This window comes from Acinetobacter sp. BMW17, from assembly GCF_001592855.1.
Taxonomy (GTDB): Bacteria; Pseudomonadota; Gammaproteobacteria; order Pseudomonadales; family Moraxellaceae; genus Acinetobacter; species Acinetobacter johnsonii.
The window spans coordinates 1-15,406 of record NZ_LSOD01000050.1; the positions used below are offsets into that span (position 1 = coordinate 1).

Here is a 15,406-nt window from a genome sequence, read left to right on the forward strand (position 1 = left end):
ATTTCATTCAAAGATTATGCCTGAATGTTTAAGATTCTTCGGTACAAATAATCAGCAATAGATAGGTCGTTTTTTGATTTATGAAAGAGATCTATTGTTCTATCGTGAATAACGCAATAAAAATCGAGAGTTGAATGTAGTTATTTTACTCATTATCGATAATATCTTGCTGTCTCATTTTATTAAAACAGCGTTATAAAATACCTTGTATATTTTATGCCTAGAAGATCATTTCTTCGAAATACAATTTGATTTTTCAGCAGACAAATACGATCTGCTATATGTGTGTGCAAAAAAAGCCACAAAGTCGATATAGAATGATAGTTAGTTGTAATTAAGCGCGGATATATGTGTTGAAATTCACTTTTTAAAATCAATTAAATAGATATATTTCAGTATGTTAGTTTGGTTTTTAATGTGCTTTATCTAAGGGAGTCGCTATAATCTTGCCCGTCTATCTTGGGGGATAGTGATGTGTTAAGTCGTATTTTATTGGGTTTTCTTTGTGTATTGTGGGGAGGATCTGCGTTTGCCGAATGGACGTTTGTGAATGCCAATTATGATCGCTCACAATATGTTTATGTCGATTTTGATCGAGTTAAAATGCTTGATACGAGTCGTAATGAAGTTGAGTATTGGGTCAAATATCTCATTAAGAGTGACAAAGAAAAAGACGGCTTGGAGTTAGGGGATTACTCACTCGCGCTATACAGAGTTGGCTGTGACAATGAAGTCTATAGCATTCGTTCATCTGCTAATTTTAAAAAAAATGGCTCGTTACTCAGTAGTCAAGACTATGTAACAAGTCAGACTCGACCGCTGATTCCCAATACTGCTGTGGATTATACCGCCGAGATGGTCTGCCACGTTTTACCGCAACGTCAAAAAGTCGATCGTTTGGAACAACTGGCTCGACGCATTGCGACGGAGGAATATAAATAAGAACCTGCTGCGGATGATTTAATCCATCAGCATGTCTTGTTTTAAGTCGGCTTGTTTACGCAAATAATCCCAGACCAATTTAATCCGTGGCTCGTGTTGTAGGTCGACAAAAGTCAGCATCCAAAAGGTATGTGTGAAGCGGACCTGCTCGGGCAATACTTGTTCTAAGTCGGGTTGGTCATGGGCTAGAAATTGCGGCAAAATGGCCAATCCAGCTCCTGCATTGACTGCGATTTGCTGTGCCAAAATACTGCTGCTACGAAAATTTGCCGTCAGAGGAATGGGTAGCCGTTCCAAGCAATACAGCTCCGAACTATAAATCAGATCATCAATATAATTGACAAAGCGATGGGTCGCTAAATCTTCCATCCGCTGAATAGGCGGATGCTGTGCCAGATAGCGCTTGCTTCCATAAATTTTTAAACAGTAATCGGTCAGTCGGGTAATGATGTAGGGACCTGATTTTGGACGGTCAATCGAAATCACAATATCCGCTTCACGATGCGACAGTTTGATCATCTTGGGTACAGGAATCAGATCGATCGTGAGTAGTGGAAATTGCAATGACAGTTCGGCCAATAACTGGGTTAAAAATGCTGTGCCGAAACCCTCAGGTGCGCCAATGCGCACTCGTCCTTCAAGTGGCTGTTGCGGTTTCTGAATTTGCAAAAAGGCCTGTTCCATTTGCTCTACGCGCGGCACTAGTGCCATGCCATCGACGGTGAGTTCATAGCCTGTGGCTTCACGTTTAAACAGCGGCGTACCTAAAGCGATTTCTAAAGACTGTACCCGCCTTGCTACAGTACTGTGTTCGACTCCAATAATCCGTGCTGCATTGGTCAGGGTTTTAGCGCGTGCCAAGACCAAAAAAAAATGCAGATGATCCCAATCTACTTTCATTTTTTATTTTCCACATCCTGTGCAAAATTGCACAACCATCGTGCACCAATCTGCATTGGTGGTCAAAGTTTTCTTTGCTAGTCTGAGTTGAAAAGCAGAAATTGAATATACGGTTTAAGTCGTATGTTTCAACAGTGACACAATAAAAATGAATGCCTATGGAGAGGTTATGAATACGGTTTCTAAAATCCAAATTACTACAGCTAAATTGTTGATTAACGGTGAGTTTATTGAGTCTAAAACTCAACAATGGCAAGACATTATCAACCCAGCAACCCAAGAAGTGATTGGTTTAGTCCCTTTTGCAACACCTGAGGAAATACAAGCCGCGATTAGCTCAGCAAAATCCGCTTTTGCCAGCTGGCGAGAAACTCCGATTCAAGCGCGTATGCGCATTATGCTGAAACTACAGCAACTGATTCGTGACAATGCCAAGAAAATTGCACAGGTACTTACAGCCGAACAAGGCAAAACCTTGGCGGATGCGGAAGGTGATATTCAGCGTGGTTTGGAAGTGGTGGAACATGCGTGTTCAATTGGCACCTTGCAAATGGGCGAATATACCGAAGGGGTGGCACGTGGCGTAGATACCTATACCTTGCAACAACCTTTGGGTGTTTGTGCGGGTATTACGCCATTTAACTTCCCTGCGATGATTCCTTTGTGGATGTTCCCAATGGCAATCGTCTGCGGCAATACCTTTGTTTTGAAACCATCTGAACAAGATCCGCTCTCCACCATGATGTTGGTCGAGTTGGCAATAGAAGCAGGTATTCCCGCAGGCGTACTGAATGTGGTGCATGGTGGCAAAGAAGTGGTCGATGCCTTGTGTACCCATCAAGACATCAAAGCCATTTCTTTTGTGGGCTCAACTGCGGTTGGTACGCATGTCTATAACTTGGCAGGTCAACATGGCAAGCGTGTGCAATCGATGATGGGCGCGAAAAACCATGTGGTCGTGATGCCCGATGCCAATAAAGAACAAACCTTAAATGCCATGGTCGGTGCAGCCTTTGGTGCAGCAGGGCAACGTTGTATGGCGCTTTCAGTTGCAGTCATGGTCGGTGACAGTAAACATTGGATCAATGAGTTGGTTGCAAAAGCCAAAACCTTGAGTGTGAATGCAGGACATGAGCCGAATACGGACATTGGCCCTGTGATTTCACCGCGTGCCAAAGCCCGTGTGATTGATCTGATTAACAGTGGTGTAGAACAAGGTGCTGAACTGCTGCTGGATGGTCGTGATATTCAAGTCAAAGGCTATGAAAATGGCAACTTTGTCGGGGCCACGGTGTTTAACCATGTCACGACGGATATGCGTATTTATAAAGAAGAAATTTTTGGTCCAGTTCTGACGATTCTCTGTGTGGATACGTTGGATGAGGCGATTGAATTGGTGAATGCCAATCCATTTGGGAATGGTGTGGGCTTATTTACCCAAAGCGGCGCCGTGGCACGGACTTTCCAAAACCGTATTGATATTGGTCAAGTGGGTATCAATATTCCAATTCCAGTCCCTGTAGCATTCTTTAGCTTTACAGGTTCACGTGGCTCGAAATTGGGTGATCTAGGCCCTTATGGCAAACAAGCGGTTCAGTTCTATACACAAACCAAAACCATCACCAGCCGTTGGTTTGAAGACAGCCAAGAAGCAGGGGAAGTCAATACCACCATCAGTTTACGCTAAGGAGTAGCGAGATGAAGATAGCTTTCATTGGTTTAGGGAATATGGGCGGTTCGATGGCACAGAACCTGCTCAAAGCAGGGCAAACGGTGTTGGGCTATGATCTGAGTGAAAAAGCCTTACAACAGTTTGCTGAAAGTGGTGGGATTATTTGTGACAGTCCGCAAGCTGCGGCTGAGCAAGCAGATGTCGTCATCAGTATGTTACCTGCGGCCAAGCATGTACGTGACGTGTATTTGGGTGAAACGGGGATTCTGGCGGTGATGCGAGCAGGTAGTCTCTGTATTGACTCTAGTACTATCGATCCGCAAACCATTAAAGATGTTGCTGCTGAGGGCTTGAAGCATCAGATCCAGGTTTGTGATGCGCCAGTTTCTGGTGGCACCATTGGCGCCAAAGCAGGCACCTTAACCTTTATGGTCGGCGCTGATGATGCGACTTATGAGCAAGTGAAGCCGATTTTAAGCTTTATGGGAAAAAACACCGTGCACTGTGGTGCGGTGGGAGCAGGGCAAATTGCTAAAATTTGCAATAACATGATTCTCGGTATTTCTATGGCGGCCGTGGCAGAAGGTATGGCTTTGGGCAGTCGACTGGGCATTGATACCCATGCACTGGCAGGTGTGATCAATAGTTCAAGTGGTCGTTGCTGGAGTTCTGAAATCTGTAACCCATGGCCAGATATTAGCCCGAATGCCCCCGCAGGTCGTGGTTATACCGACGGTTTTGCTTCGCAACTCATGCTCAAAGATTTAGGTTTGGCCATTGAAGCGGCAGGCCAAGTCAAGCAACCTGTATTACTCGGTGGTTTGGCACAGCAGCTTTATCAACAACTGTGTTTGCAAGGCAATGCGCATTTAGATTTTTCCAGCATTATCCAGCAATACTTACCCCGAGAGAGTTAATACAAAAGAAACACAGGAGCGCAATGAATGCGCTCTATAAAAACCCTTGTCGTGAATAACAAAAAATGTGACTGAGGTGAAAGGATGACTTCAAATTATCAACAAGCGCAGCAAAGCTTTGATTTACAGCAGGCTGCGCAACGGTTTCTATCAGGTTCAGTCGATGCGCTGAATGCGTGTTATGAGTGCTGTGATCGACATGCTTTGCCGGGGCAGATTGCTTTGTTTTGGCAGGGTAAAGATGGTCGTAAAGAGCAATATACCTTTCGAGAGTTACAACAACGTGCCAGCCAATTTGCTAACTTTTTAAAGTCGCAAGGGGTTAGCAAAGGTGACCGTGTTTCGGGTTTATTGCCACGCACGCCTGAGCTGATTATTACCATTTTAGCCACATGGCGAATTGGTGCGGTCTATCAACCTTTGTTTACTGCATTTGGTCCCAAAGCCATTGAGCACCGTTTACAGTTGGCACAAAGCAAACTGGTAGTCACTGATGTCGGCAATCGCGACAAATTGCATGAGGTAGACGGTTGCCCTGCAATTGTGACGGTCACGGGAGCCAAAAGCACAGGACTGTATCAGGGGGATTATAGTTTCTGGGCAGAGCTCAATCGACAATCTGATCAGTGCGAATTGGTGATGATGAACATCCAAGATCCGTTCTTGTTGATGTTCACTTCAGGCACGACAGGCCCTGCTAAACCCTTGCAAGTGCCACTCAAAGCGCTGATTGCATTTGGTGCCTATATGCAAGATGCGATTGGTTTAAGAGCTGAAGATTCGTTTTGGAATATTGCCGATCCGGGTTGGGCCTATGGGTTGTATTACGGCATTACAGGCCCGCTCTTATTGGGTCATCCAACCATTTTTTATGAAGGCGCATTTACCGCCGACAGTCTATGTCAGATCGTTGATGACTATGGCGTGAATAACTTGGCGGGGGCACCCACAGCCTACCGTATGATGATGGCGGCAGATCCGAAGCAAATGGCGAAACTCCGTGGCAAATTCCGTGTCGTCAGCAGTGCAGGTGAGCCCTTGAATCCTGAAGTTTTCCGCTGGTTCAAACAAGTGTTAGATGCCCCGATCTTTGACCACTATGGTCAAACTGAAGTCGGGATGGTGGTGTGTAATCATCATGCATTGGAACACGAGGTTCGAGCAGGCTCAGCAGGTTTTGCCAGTCCCGGCTATCGTGTTGTGGCACTAGATGAACAGGGCAATGAACTCGGTGCAGATACCCCAGGAATTTTAGCGGTGGATATTAGCCAATCTCCGATGATGTGGTTTGGCGGCTATCAAGAAAGTCGTAAATCACCCTTTATTGGACATTATTATTTAACCGGTGACACGGCTGAAATACATGCCGATGGCAGCATGAGTTTTGTCGGACGTAGTGATGATGTGATTACCACTTCAGGCTATCGCGTTGGCCCCTTTGATGTCGAAAGTGCATTGCTAGAGCATGATGCAGTGATTGAAGCCGCCGTGATTGGCGTGCCTGATCCTGAGCGTACAGAAGTGATTAAAGCTTTTGTAATTTTATCTGGTGAAAGTGCAGCCAGTACTGAACTCGAAAATGAACTGAGCCAATTTGTGAAAAAACGCTTATCTGCCCATGCTTATCCGCGTTTGATTGAGTTTGTGACTGAACTTCCAAAAACACCAAGTGGAAAAATTCAGCGCTTTTTACTGCGCAATCAGGAAATTGCTAAGCAACAAACTGCGGCTACCGTTTAAATTGAAGAGATTGTAAGGAAAGGATTTATGCAATTCACTGAGGAACATGTCCTGAGTCAGGACAAGGCGAAAAGTTTTGCCCAAGAACAGATGAAACCAAATACCAGTGAGTGGGACCGACAAGGTATGTTTTTTGAAGAACAAGTCCTGATTCAGGACATGGCAAAAAGTTTTGCCCAAGAACAAATTAAACCCTATGCCAGTGAGTGGGATCGACACGGGACTTTTCCTGCACAAGCCTTACAGCAAATGGGGCAATTGGGTTTTATGGGCATGTTGGTGCCTGAAGAATGGGGTGGATCGGCAACAGGCAACTTGGCCTATGTACTGGCGTTAGAAGAAATTGCGGCTGCGGATGGTGCAACTTCAGCCATTATGAGTGTACATAATTCAGTGGGTTGCGTGCCGATTCTGAAATTTGGTACTGAGGAGCAAAAGCAGCAATTCCTTGTGCCTTTAGCCAAAGGGGAAATGATAGGCGCTTTTGCACTGACTGAACCACACACAGGTTCCGATGCCGCAGCCATTAAAACCCGCGCCGTGAAAGATGGTGACCATTACATCATCAATGGTGCCAAGCAATTTATTACTTCAGGGCACAATGCAGGCGTGATTATCGTGTTTGCCGTGACCGATCCTAGCGCAGGGAAAAAAGGTATGAGTGCCTTTTTAGTCCCGCGTAATACGCCGGGTTATGAAGTGATTCGGGTCGAAGAAAAATTGGGTTTACATGCCTCTGACACCTGCCAAATTGCCTTGACTGATGTGCGTGTGCACAAAAGTATGTTGTTGGGCAAAGAGGGCGAAGGCTTAAAAATTGCCTTGTCGAATTTAGAAGGTGGGCGCATTGGTATTGCCGCGCAGGCTGTTGGATTGGCGCGTGCCGCTTTGGAGGAAGCGACGCGTTATGCCAAAGAGCGCGTAGCTTTTGGGAAGCCCATTTTTGAGCAGCAAGCGGTGTCGTTTCGACTTGCCAGTATGGCAACAGAAATTGCCGCAGCACGTCAGTTGGTACATCAGGCGGCGCGTTTTAAAGAAGCGGGTCAACCGTGTTTGACTGAAGCTTCGATGGCGAAGCTGTTTGCCTCTGAAATGACCGAGCGGGTTTGTTCAAATGCCTTACAAATCTTTGGAGGTTATGGCTATCTGAAAGATTTCCCGATAGAGCGGATTTATCGTGATGCCCGAATTTGTCAGATTTACGAAGGTACCAGCGATATCCAACGCTTAGTGATTGCCCGTAGTTTATAAAGCCAATATCGAAAAAACTGACCCTTGCACATGTAAGTGATCACGAGATTTTAATGTTACATGTGCATTGGTTTATAGAAGAAGGATCGCAACATGCAATGGGAAAAAACTTTCATTGAAGACTTACAGTGGGACACAATTTTAGTTGAAAAGCGCAAGGGTGTCGGGGTCATTACACTGAACCGTCCTCAAGCGCTGAATGCATTAAACAGTCAACTGATTGCTGAAATTAACCAAGCCTTAGACCAGTTTGAACGCGACGCTGAGATTGGCTGTATGGTGTTGACGGGTTCGGAAAAAGCCTTTGCCGCGGGGGCTGATATTAAAGAAATGGCCGAGCTGAATTTCCCGAATATCTATTTTGATGATTTTTTCCATTTGGCAGATCGAATTGCGCAGCGTCGTAAACCGTTGATCGCAGCGGTAAGTGGTTATGCACTTGGGGGCGGTTGTGAATTGGCATTGATGTGCGATTTTATCTATTGTGCGGACAATGCCAAATTTGGTTTGCCTGAAGTAAATCTGGGGGTGATTCCCGGTATTGGTGGAACGCAGCGTTTAACCTTGGCCTTGGGTAAAGCCAAAGCTATGGAGATGTGTTTAACCGCACGGCAAATGGGCGCAGTTGAGGCAGAGCAAAGTGGTTTAGTGGCGCGTGTGCTACAGAAAGAAGAATTATTGGCCTATACCTTAGAGGCTGCGGAAAAAATTGCGCAACGATCCCTCACTGCCACCATGATGATAAAAGAAACTATTAATCGTGCCTTTGAAGTGAGTTTAAGTGAAGGATTACGCTTTGAACGTCGCACTTTCCATTCCATCTTTGCCACAGCTGACCAGAAAGAAGGCATGAAAGCCTTTGTGGAAAAGCGTCCAGCACAATTTAAAAATCAATAAAAGGAGTCTGCGCATGGAAAATAATTTACAGATCAGCCTCCAAGGACATTTGGGGGTGATTACGCTAGATCGCGCGAGTCATCTGAATGCACTGTCCTTAAGTATGATTCATGGCATTAGCCAGCAGCTAGAACTGTGGCGCGAGGACGAACAAGTTCAAGCTATCTTGATTAACTCCAATAGCCCGAAAGCCTTTTGTGCAGGCGGGGATATTCGTTTCCTCTATGACAGCTATCAAAATGGAACTGCCAATTATCAGCGCTATTTTGCAGATGAATATCATATGCTGAAGAGCCTGCGCCAATATGCGAAACCTGTATTGGTGTTTTTAGATGGCTATGTTTTGGGTGGTGGTTTTGGTTTGGCACAAGCTTGCCAGATTATTGTCAGCAGTGAAAAATCACGTTTTGCCATGCCAGAAACCGCGATTGGCTTTTTCCCCGATGTGGGCGCAACCCATTTTCTGTCTCGTTTAGACGATATCGGTGTGTACATGGCTGTTACGGGTGAACAGATCAGTAGTAGCGATGCTTTGCACTTAGATTTAATTGATTACTTGGTGCCGAGTGAACACTTAGAGCAGTTACAAACAGAACTGGGACATGCCGCGCAATTAACCCAACAATCGATTGAGCAGACCATTGCGCGTTATTTAAAAGAACCTGCGCCTAGTGAATTAAAACAGTATGAAGATGCGATTCGCCAGCATTTTTCTCATTCTGAATTGGCTCAAATTGAAGACAGCCTTGCCAATACATTAGATAGTGATTATATGGATTGGGCTGAAAAGATCTTAGCAAACTTACAACAGCGTTCTTTGTTGGCCAAGAAAATCAGCCTAAAACTTCAGCATGTAGGGCGTGGGCTATCGTTAGAACAGTGCATGCAGTTGGAGCGCGATTTACAAGATATCTGGTTTGAGCAGAGTGACATGATTGAAGGGGTCCGTGCCTTACTGATTGATAAAGACAAACAGCCGAAATGGCAGACTGAAAACTCTGAACTGATGCAGAGGTTCGAAGAACTTTTGCTAGCGTCACGACAACAGCGTCAGGCGAGTGTGCAAGTGTAAGTTTGCTTTCAATCTGTACCGAAAATCCTCCAATACTTTGGAGGATTTTTTTATGATGAGAACGTTAGTAAGATAAATGCTTCGAATACTGAAGCCTCCAAAAATTATTCTTGATTACAGCTCTGAGGAGTTTTGCCAGTTTTTCCATGATAAAAATAGGCCACTAGAAAAAACTTATCCCTTCTTCGAATAAGCCAAAGCGTACAGTTCAAGCCCGAAGAATAAATCAAAATCGACGTGTGAGATTTTGTTTAAATATAGAGATTAAGCGAAGATTCCATCGACTAAGTATAAGAAAAAAGTGAAGTTTCTTGTTTTATTGATTGAAAAAAATATTTCAAATATATTTTTGAGTAGCAAACCTGTAGCATGCGTTTAGTTCCGTATTTGTGCGGTCGCGACATCAACCAATTGTTGTAGGCATGTGGTTCCCGGACTAAATAAACCATTTTCAACTTGCTGCTGATAATGCGTTGTAAAAGCACGTGCGCGATTTTCAGGAGAAATGGCTAAGGTCGTGAGTCTTAAAAACCAAAAGCCGTTGATCTCAGAATAGGGGATCACATAACCTTTGTATTGCTGGTTTTGAGTTTTGTTTTGAATGGCTGTGCGATCATAGTTGACTGAGAACAATGAACCCGCAGGCAAACACACCCCATTCATCAGGATCGGTTTTAGGCTAATACAGGAATGATCATCTCCCATATTGAGTTTTTCCAGCAATAAGGGTTGCTGTTGTTCATCCACAAAGATATTGAGTTCGCCCTGTCTTAAGACGCGGCCATGGGCAATTTTAAGAAAGAAATTTTCAGCCATGGGGCAAGAACCGACTTTCGGTTTTTCAGTCAAGGCTTTGAGCTCAACCAAACCTGTTTTCGCCGTGTTTTGCGGGAGAATAATATCGGCAATCAGTTGGCAAAGAATTTGAGTTTCTTCCAGTTGCGCTTGTGTGGTGATACTGCGTAATTGTAGTTGTAACTGCCGCTGACGTTGCACTTGCTGAGCAAATTCAGAGCTGTTTTCGGTTGCCAGTAGCGGTTGAATTTGCTCATTCAAATCTAAATTATGCCAATCTGAAATCATGTACTGCGATTGCTCTAGCAATACTTTTAAAGTCTTGGTTTCGTATTGGTCAAACAGTTTTAAGTCGGCAAAATCTTGGCTGAGTCTAGGGCTGTTAATATAGTCCGCTAAAACACGTGTCGCCTGCGTATAGCCGCAACCGCGACGTTCTGTTTGGTGGGAGAAATGTTCATTTAACATTTCGGTGAGTTTGCTTGAAAGCGGGTGAACGTGTTGTTTAAAAAGTTGAATAATTTCGTGATCAGTTTCGCGCATCCTTGCCCCAAAAAATAAATTTAAAATCTGTTTTATTATACAGTTATATATCAAATTACTATTGATATTGAAATAAAACCAGCAGGGATTACGACATTTATTTTGGCAGGATAATCATTGTTTCATTCGTTATGAACTCTTTTGAAAGCATCCTTTATTGAGGCTAAAAAGTTCAGTTTAGCTTCGGCGTGGAATTCAGCCGATGCATCTGTGGTGTGGTGCCTAATTCAGCTTTAAATGCCCTACAAAAATTCGCTGCCGTGGAGTAGCCCAGCTCAAAACTAATTTCGGTGATGCTTTTGTTGGTGTGCATTAGCAGGTGCTCAGCACGGCTTAAAATGACCTGCTTACGAATGGTATTAAAATTGGCATTCTGCTTTTTTAAATAGCGCTGCAGAGTTTTACTTGAGACATTCAACATTTGAGCGCAGTCTTCAAAACTAGGCGGTGGAGATGCTTCACGGAGCATCATGCTGATCCAGTCAATAATCTCTCCATCTAAACTGATTTGTTTCAGTTGTTCGCGGCACTGTTGTTCCAAAATGTTCAATGAAAATGCATCTGCTTTGGGGAGCTTCGTGTCTAAATTATCCGCTTGAATAAAGATTTTAATGCTAGGACGAATGAGTGTACCAAAGTGAAATTGAGCGGGCTTGAGTTGCTGTAAAGCTTGTACATAAGTCGGTTGAAACACCGATAAATGAATGTCATAGGGTTTAACTTGGTGATTGAGTAATTCTGAAAAACTGCTGCAAAAACCCACGGCAATGGCTTCTAAATGAAAATTCAATGTGAGCGTACTCATGGCTTGCAGCGGGTGAATGTCCAAAACCACGACGCTTGTTAACTCAGTCACTTTTAGTCGAAAGTTCGGCATGATTAAGCTGAAATATTGCGACATCACGCCTAAGGCTTGCATAACATTTTCACAGCTGAGTAAGGCATAACCCACTAAATGATGGGCGCTCAATTTTAAGGAGCGACCGAGCTCAAAGGCCAAATCACGGTTTTCTGGAAATTTAAGTAAATAGCTGACCAAGGTTTCAATTTGTGCCAGAGAAAGCTTGGCATCCTCCTGTTGTACATAGCTGCTCAAATCCGTTCCTAACAGTTGAAAAAGTTCAGTCAAATCCATCTCGCGTTCCAGCAATAAAGGCAGCAAACGCAAATAATATCGGGCTGGAATAGATGGAATGTGAGGATTCATATTTTTAAAGTGATGTCCTATTTTGAATATATAGTGTCCGAAAATGAATAATGATCACAACTGATTTTACCAATAATGAGCAAGCGTTCTATCTAAAATAAAAAGGAGTTCCGCATGAATGCACTGACCTTGCTTGAGCAGCAGCACAGTGAACATCAGTTTAAGGATAAAAAACGGCATTTATGGTTATTTGGTTTGGCGTACCCGTGTATTGCTATGGGTGCTTTGGCAGGCTATCAGTTTGGCCCCAAAAAATTACGTTCGGTGTTTGCCTCGACAGGCCCGATTTTTATGCACGTGGTCATGCCAGCTTTGGACAAATTGATTGGTGAGGACAGCGAAAACCCACCTGATGCCGCAATTGCAGCCCTAGAGGCCGATCCCTACTATGCCCGTATTGTGAAGTTATTTATTCCGCTGCAATACAGTGCCAACTTTTATGCCTTGTACCTCGCCAGTCGTGATAGCACCCCAACACATGATCGTGTGCTTATTGGCACGTTATTGGGTGTGCTGAATGGTGTCGCGATTAATACTGCACATGAGCTGAGCCATAAACCGAATAAATTAGAACAAATGTTATCGCATTTGGCCTTGGCACCGACGGCGTATAATCATTTTCGAATTGAGCATCCTTATGGGCACCATCGCCGTGTGGCGACACCTGAGGACCCAGCTTCTTCGCAAATGGGCGAGTCTTTTTGGCAGTTTTGGCCAAGAACAGTGGTGGGTAGTTTTAAGTCGGCAGTTGAAATTGAAACTCGACGTTTAGAGCGCCAAGGTCTTGGTTTCTGGTCACTCAAGAATGAGTTGTTGCAAGGCTGGGCGATGTCAGGGCTTTATCATGCGGTGATGTTAAAATGTTTTGGTAAAAATATTGCGGTTACCCAAGCCACTCAAGCCTTGTACGGCATTACGTTATTTGAAGTCGTAAATTATATTGAGCACTATGGCCTAAAGCGGGAGCAGCTTGAAAATGGCCAATATGCACGTACCCAGCCAGAACATAGTTGGAACAATAACAACTTGGTGACGAATCTGTTTTTGTATCAGTTGCAGCGCCACTCCGACCATCACGCTTATCCAACGCGAAGTTTCCAAACCCTGAGAAACTATGAAGACGTACCGCAGCTTCCAGCAGGTTATGGGGCTATGATTTTACCGGCACTGATTCCGAAGTGGTGGTTTAAATTGATGGATCAACGAGTGGTGGAGCATTATGCAGGCGATTTCAGCAAAATAAATATTTACCCTAAAGCCAAACAGAAAATTCAGCAGAAGTTTGCAGAGTTGTTCTCTCAGCCATCCCTTATAGATGAGGATGCAACATGAAGCGTTATCAATGTTTGGTTTGTGGATGGATTTATGATGAGCAACTCGGATGGCCACAGGAGGGAATTACCGCGGGTACGCCGTGGCAAGATGTCCCCGAGAACTGGACCTGTCCTGACTGCGGGATATCTAAAGCTGACTTCGATATGGTCGAGATTTAAACAGTAGATTTAAACACATTCTGTATAGTGTGCTGCTACGTACTGGACTGTGGCCGCACCAAAAACCTTTCTATTTGATAATTTATTTTGCTAAACCATTCTAGAACCATTCTTTCGCATGGTTGCTCTGCGCTTTAAGACTGCTAATCTTCTGAAGCAGATTGAATGCTCCGTCTCAGAGTGAAAATCGTAAGTCATGTTTTAAAGAAACCCACTATTAAGGACGATTGTGGGTTTCTTTAAAATCTAAAGCATATTTAAAAAAGATCGATGCGAAATCGAATGATAGTAACGAGATAAAACGTTCGAAAATAACAGAGATAGAAAAGTCTTGTAGTGGATTACAAGAGAACAAAGCTTAAAAGGATGTATAGCTATGATGAATCAGAAGAACAGAACTGCTGTTATCAATTTTCAAATCCAATTAACACTGAAATGTGTATATCCAAGCATACGTTATTTATCCCTCACAAATACGCCATAAAAGTCGTCGAGTTTTATACGTCTTAATACATATTTGAGGCCAACAAAAAGGATTAAGTCATCCAAGATTTAATCAAATATGGTGAGTGCTTTTCATAGGAATGGTCGGCATTTGCTGTTTTAAAACGCAACTAAAGGAATAGAAATGAAATTGAATCAGAAGTATCTCATTGGGGCGATACTGTCCGTATGTGCAGGCCAAACCTATGCTGCGGGTCTTGAGCGCTCTCCACAACAAATTGATGCTTTGTTTGAATCTGGCACCTATGCAGAAGTGGGCTACACGCATATTTCACCAGACGTGACTGGCAAAGATACCAGTGGTAATAATATCTCTGATATGGCTGAAGACTTTCAATCACTTAATTATGCAGTAAAAACGGACATCAATCCGAAGTTACGCCTTGCGGTGATTTATGATGAACCTTTTGGTGCCAAAGTAAAGTTTGAGGGTGATAATAATTTCATTGCAACAAACCGTCCAGCAGCAGATGCCAATACGCGTTTAGATGTGAAATCGAAGAACATCACAACACTTTTAGGCTATAACCTAAATAAAAATGTCATGATTTATGGTGGCCCAGCACTTCAACAGCTTCAAGCCGATGTTCATTTACGTGGTTTAACTTATGGACCAAATAGTGGTTATAACAACCATTTTGATGATATAGCTGTCGGTTGGGTTGCAGGTCTAAGCTATGCTAAACCTGAAATGGGGATTTTGGCCTCATTAACCTATCGTTCGGAAGTTGAGCATAAAGCAACGATTAAAGAAGATGTTCCTTTGGCAGATATTGTATTTGCAGGAAATTATTCACACAGTAACTCGGGCACGATCACGACTCCTGAGTCTATCAACTTAAACCTGCAAACGGGTCTGAATGCGACCACAGCAGTTTATGTAAAAGTCCGTTATGTGCCGTGGGGGGACTTTGCCTACTATCCTCCAGTATTAAAAGCATCTACTACAGCTGCATTGGGCAAAGGTTTGCCTTTAGTTGACTATTCAGAGGATCAAACCTCAGTTGAACTGGGTGTTGGTAAACGTTTGACACCAAAGCTCGCGATTTCTGTATCAGGTTTATGGGACTCAGGTGCAGGTGACCCCGCACCAACTTTAGGTCCTGTGAAGGGTTATTGGGGTGCGGGTTTGGCTGCTAAATACAATATTAGTCAAAAAATGGCTTTCAGCGTAGGTGGTCGCTATATGTGGTTTGGTGATGCGGAAGGTGAAACTTCGGATCGTCGTATTGTTGGCGAGTTTGAGGACAATACAGGCTATATCGTGGGGATGAAACTCTCTTATAAATCTAAATAATTATCTCGCTTATTACTTGCTTGAGGTTTTGCCTTCTCTCTGAAATGTTGGGAGAAGGTTTTTTTATAACAGTATTAAATTATTTCTCTGTACACGACAAAAATAGATAACTCATTGAAATAATGTCACAATAATTGTTTTCTAACGACGAATACTATGACACATCTCAATGAGTT

At 43.6% G+C, this 15,406-nt stretch carries 13 protein-coding genes; 10 read left to right on the forward strand and 3 right to left on the reverse strand.

All coding sequences use genetic code 11. The annotated features are described in order from the left end of the window. Nucleotides 1-474 precede the first annotated feature (474 nt). Nucleotides 475-942, forward strand: a complete 468-nt coding sequence (locus AXW61_RS16690) for a surface-adhesin E family protein (RefSeq protein WP_062035421.1) — start codon at nt 475-477, stop codon at nt 940-942. A gap of 18 nt (nt 943-960) precedes the next feature. On the opposite strand, the gene AXW61_RS16695 is transcribed toward AXW61_RS16690, so the two are convergent. Continuing rightward, complete coding sequence (locus tag AXW61_RS16695) at nt 961-1,842, reverse strand: LysR family transcriptional regulator (RefSeq protein ID WP_062035423.1); 882 nt, start codon at nt 1,840-1,842, stop codon at nt 961-963. A 169-nt stretch (nt 1,843-2,011) separates the two neighbouring features. Here AXW61_RS16695 and AXW61_RS16700 point away from each other — a divergent pair, with 169 nt between their 5' ends. From AXW61_RS16700 to AXW61_RS16725, 6 genes are all read left to right on the forward strand, one after another. Next, nucleotides 2,012-3,529, forward strand: a complete 1,518-nt coding sequence (locus tag AXW61_RS16700) for a CoA-acylating methylmalonate-semialdehyde dehydrogenase (protein WP_062035425.1) — start codon at nt 2,012-2,014, stop codon at nt 3,527-3,529. Between the two features lie 11 nt (nt 3,530-3,540). Further along, on the forward strand, nt 3,541-4,431 hold the full coding sequence (gene mmsB, locus AXW61_RS16705) for a 3-hydroxyisobutyrate dehydrogenase (protein ID WP_062035426.1): 891 nt from the start codon (nt 3,541-3,543) through the stop codon (nt 4,429-4,431). 84 nt (nt 4,432-4,515) lie between these two features. Then, nucleotides 4,516-6,171 carry an AMP-binding protein gene (locus AXW61_RS16710; protein ID WP_062035428.1) on the forward strand — a complete coding sequence of 552 codons (1,656 nt, stop codon included), beginning with the start codon at nt 4,516-4,518 and terminating at the stop codon, nt 6,169-6,171. 126 nt (nt 6,172-6,297) lie between these two features. Further along, entirely contained in the window at nt 6,298-7,422 is a 1,125-nt protein-coding gene (locus AXW61_RS16715; protein ID WP_062035443.1) for an acyl-CoA dehydrogenase family protein, read from the forward strand. Nucleotides 7,423-7,515: 93 nt separating this feature from the next. After that, a complete protein-coding gene (locus tag AXW61_RS16720; RefSeq protein WP_062035430.1) occupies nt 7,516-8,319 on the forward strand; it encodes an enoyl-CoA hydratase in 804 nt (267 codons plus the stop codon). 7 nt (nt 8,320-8,326) lie between these two features. Further along, nucleotides 8,327-9,391, forward strand: a complete 1,065-nt coding sequence (locus tag AXW61_RS16725) for an enoyl-CoA hydratase/isomerase family protein (protein WP_240487484.1) — start codon at nt 8,327-8,329, stop codon at nt 9,389-9,391. Nucleotides 9,392-9,766: 375 nt separating this feature from the next. Here AXW61_RS16725 and AXW61_RS16730 read toward each other — a convergent pair whose 3' ends face one another. After that, nucleotides 9,767-10,729 (reverse strand): hypothetical protein, encoded by a 963-nt coding sequence (locus tag AXW61_RS16730; protein ID WP_062035433.1) that lies wholly within the window; start codon nt 10,727-10,729, stop codon nt 9,767-9,769. Between the two features lie 172 nt (nt 10,730-10,901). Then, nucleotides 10,902-11,936, reverse strand: coding sequence for an AraC family transcriptional regulator (locus AXW61_RS16735; RefSeq protein WP_240487483.1), 1,035 nt, complete (start codon nt 11,934-11,936; stop codon nt 10,902-10,904). 114 nt (nt 11,937-12,050) lie between these two features. Here AXW61_RS16735 and AXW61_RS16740 point away from each other — a divergent pair, with 114 nt between their 5' ends. The 3 genes from AXW61_RS16740 (at nt 12,051) to AXW61_RS16750 (ending at nt 15,230) form a co-directional block, all read left to right on the forward strand. Beyond that, a complete protein-coding gene (locus AXW61_RS16740) occupies nt 12,051-13,268 on the forward strand; it encodes an alkane 1-monooxygenase (RefSeq protein ID WP_062035437.1) in 1,218 nt (405 codons plus the stop codon). Next, nucleotides 13,265-13,429, forward strand: a complete 165-nt coding sequence (locus AXW61_RS16745) for a rubredoxin (protein WP_062035439.1) — start codon at nt 13,265-13,267, stop codon at nt 13,427-13,429. The genes AXW61_RS16740 and AXW61_RS16745 overlap by 4 nt, the downstream gene beginning before the upstream one ends. Nucleotides 13,430-14,057: 628 nt before the next feature. Continuing rightward, a complete protein-coding gene (locus AXW61_RS16750; protein WP_062035441.1) occupies nt 14,058-15,230 on the forward strand; it encodes an outer membrane protein transport protein in 1,173 nt (390 codons plus the stop codon). The last annotated feature ends 176 nt before the right edge of the window (nt 15,231-15,406 follow it).

Excerpts from the sequence above, each read along its gene's own strand:
- AXW61_RS16695 (WP_062035423.1), bottom strand. The coding sequence starts at position 1,842 with ATGAAAGTAGATTGGGATCATCTGCATTTTTTTTTGGTCTTGGCACGC.
- AXW61_RS16700 (WP_062035425.1), top strand. The coding sequence starts at position 2,012 with ATGAATACGGTTTCTAAAATCCAAATTACTACAGCTAAATTGTTGATT.
- mmsB (WP_062035426.1), top strand. The coding sequence starts at position 3,541 with ATGAAGATAGCTTTCATTGGTTTAGGGAATATGGGCGGTTCGATGGCA.
- AXW61_RS16710 (WP_062035428.1), top strand. The coding sequence starts at position 4,516 with ATGACTTCAAATTATCAACAAGCGCAGCAAAGCTTTGATTTACAGCAG.
- AXW61_RS16715 (WP_062035443.1), top strand. The coding sequence starts at position 6,298 with ATGTTTTTTGAAGAACAAGTCCTGATTCAGGACATGGCAAAAAGTTTT.
- AXW61_RS16720 (WP_062035430.1), top strand. The coding sequence starts at position 7,516 with ATGCAATGGGAAAAAACTTTCATTGAAGACTTACAGTGGGACACAATT.
- AXW61_RS16730 (WP_062035433.1), bottom strand. The coding sequence starts at position 10,729 with ATGCGCGAAACTGATCACGAAATTATTCAACTTTTTAAACAACACGTT.
- AXW61_RS16735 (WP_240487483.1), bottom strand. The coding sequence starts at position 11,936 with ATGAATCCTCACATTCCATCTATTCCAGCCCGATATTATTTGCGTTTG.
- AXW61_RS16740 (WP_062035437.1), top strand. The coding sequence starts at position 12,051 with ATGAATGCACTGACCTTGCTTGAGCAGCAGCACAGTGAACATCAGTTT.
- AXW61_RS16745 (WP_062035439.1), top strand. The coding sequence starts at position 13,265 with ATGAAGCGTTATCAATGTTTGGTTTGTGGATGGATTTATGATGAGCAA.
- AXW61_RS16750 (WP_062035441.1), top strand. The coding sequence starts at position 14,058 with ATGAAATTGAATCAGAAGTATCTCATTGGGGCGATACTGTCCGTATGT.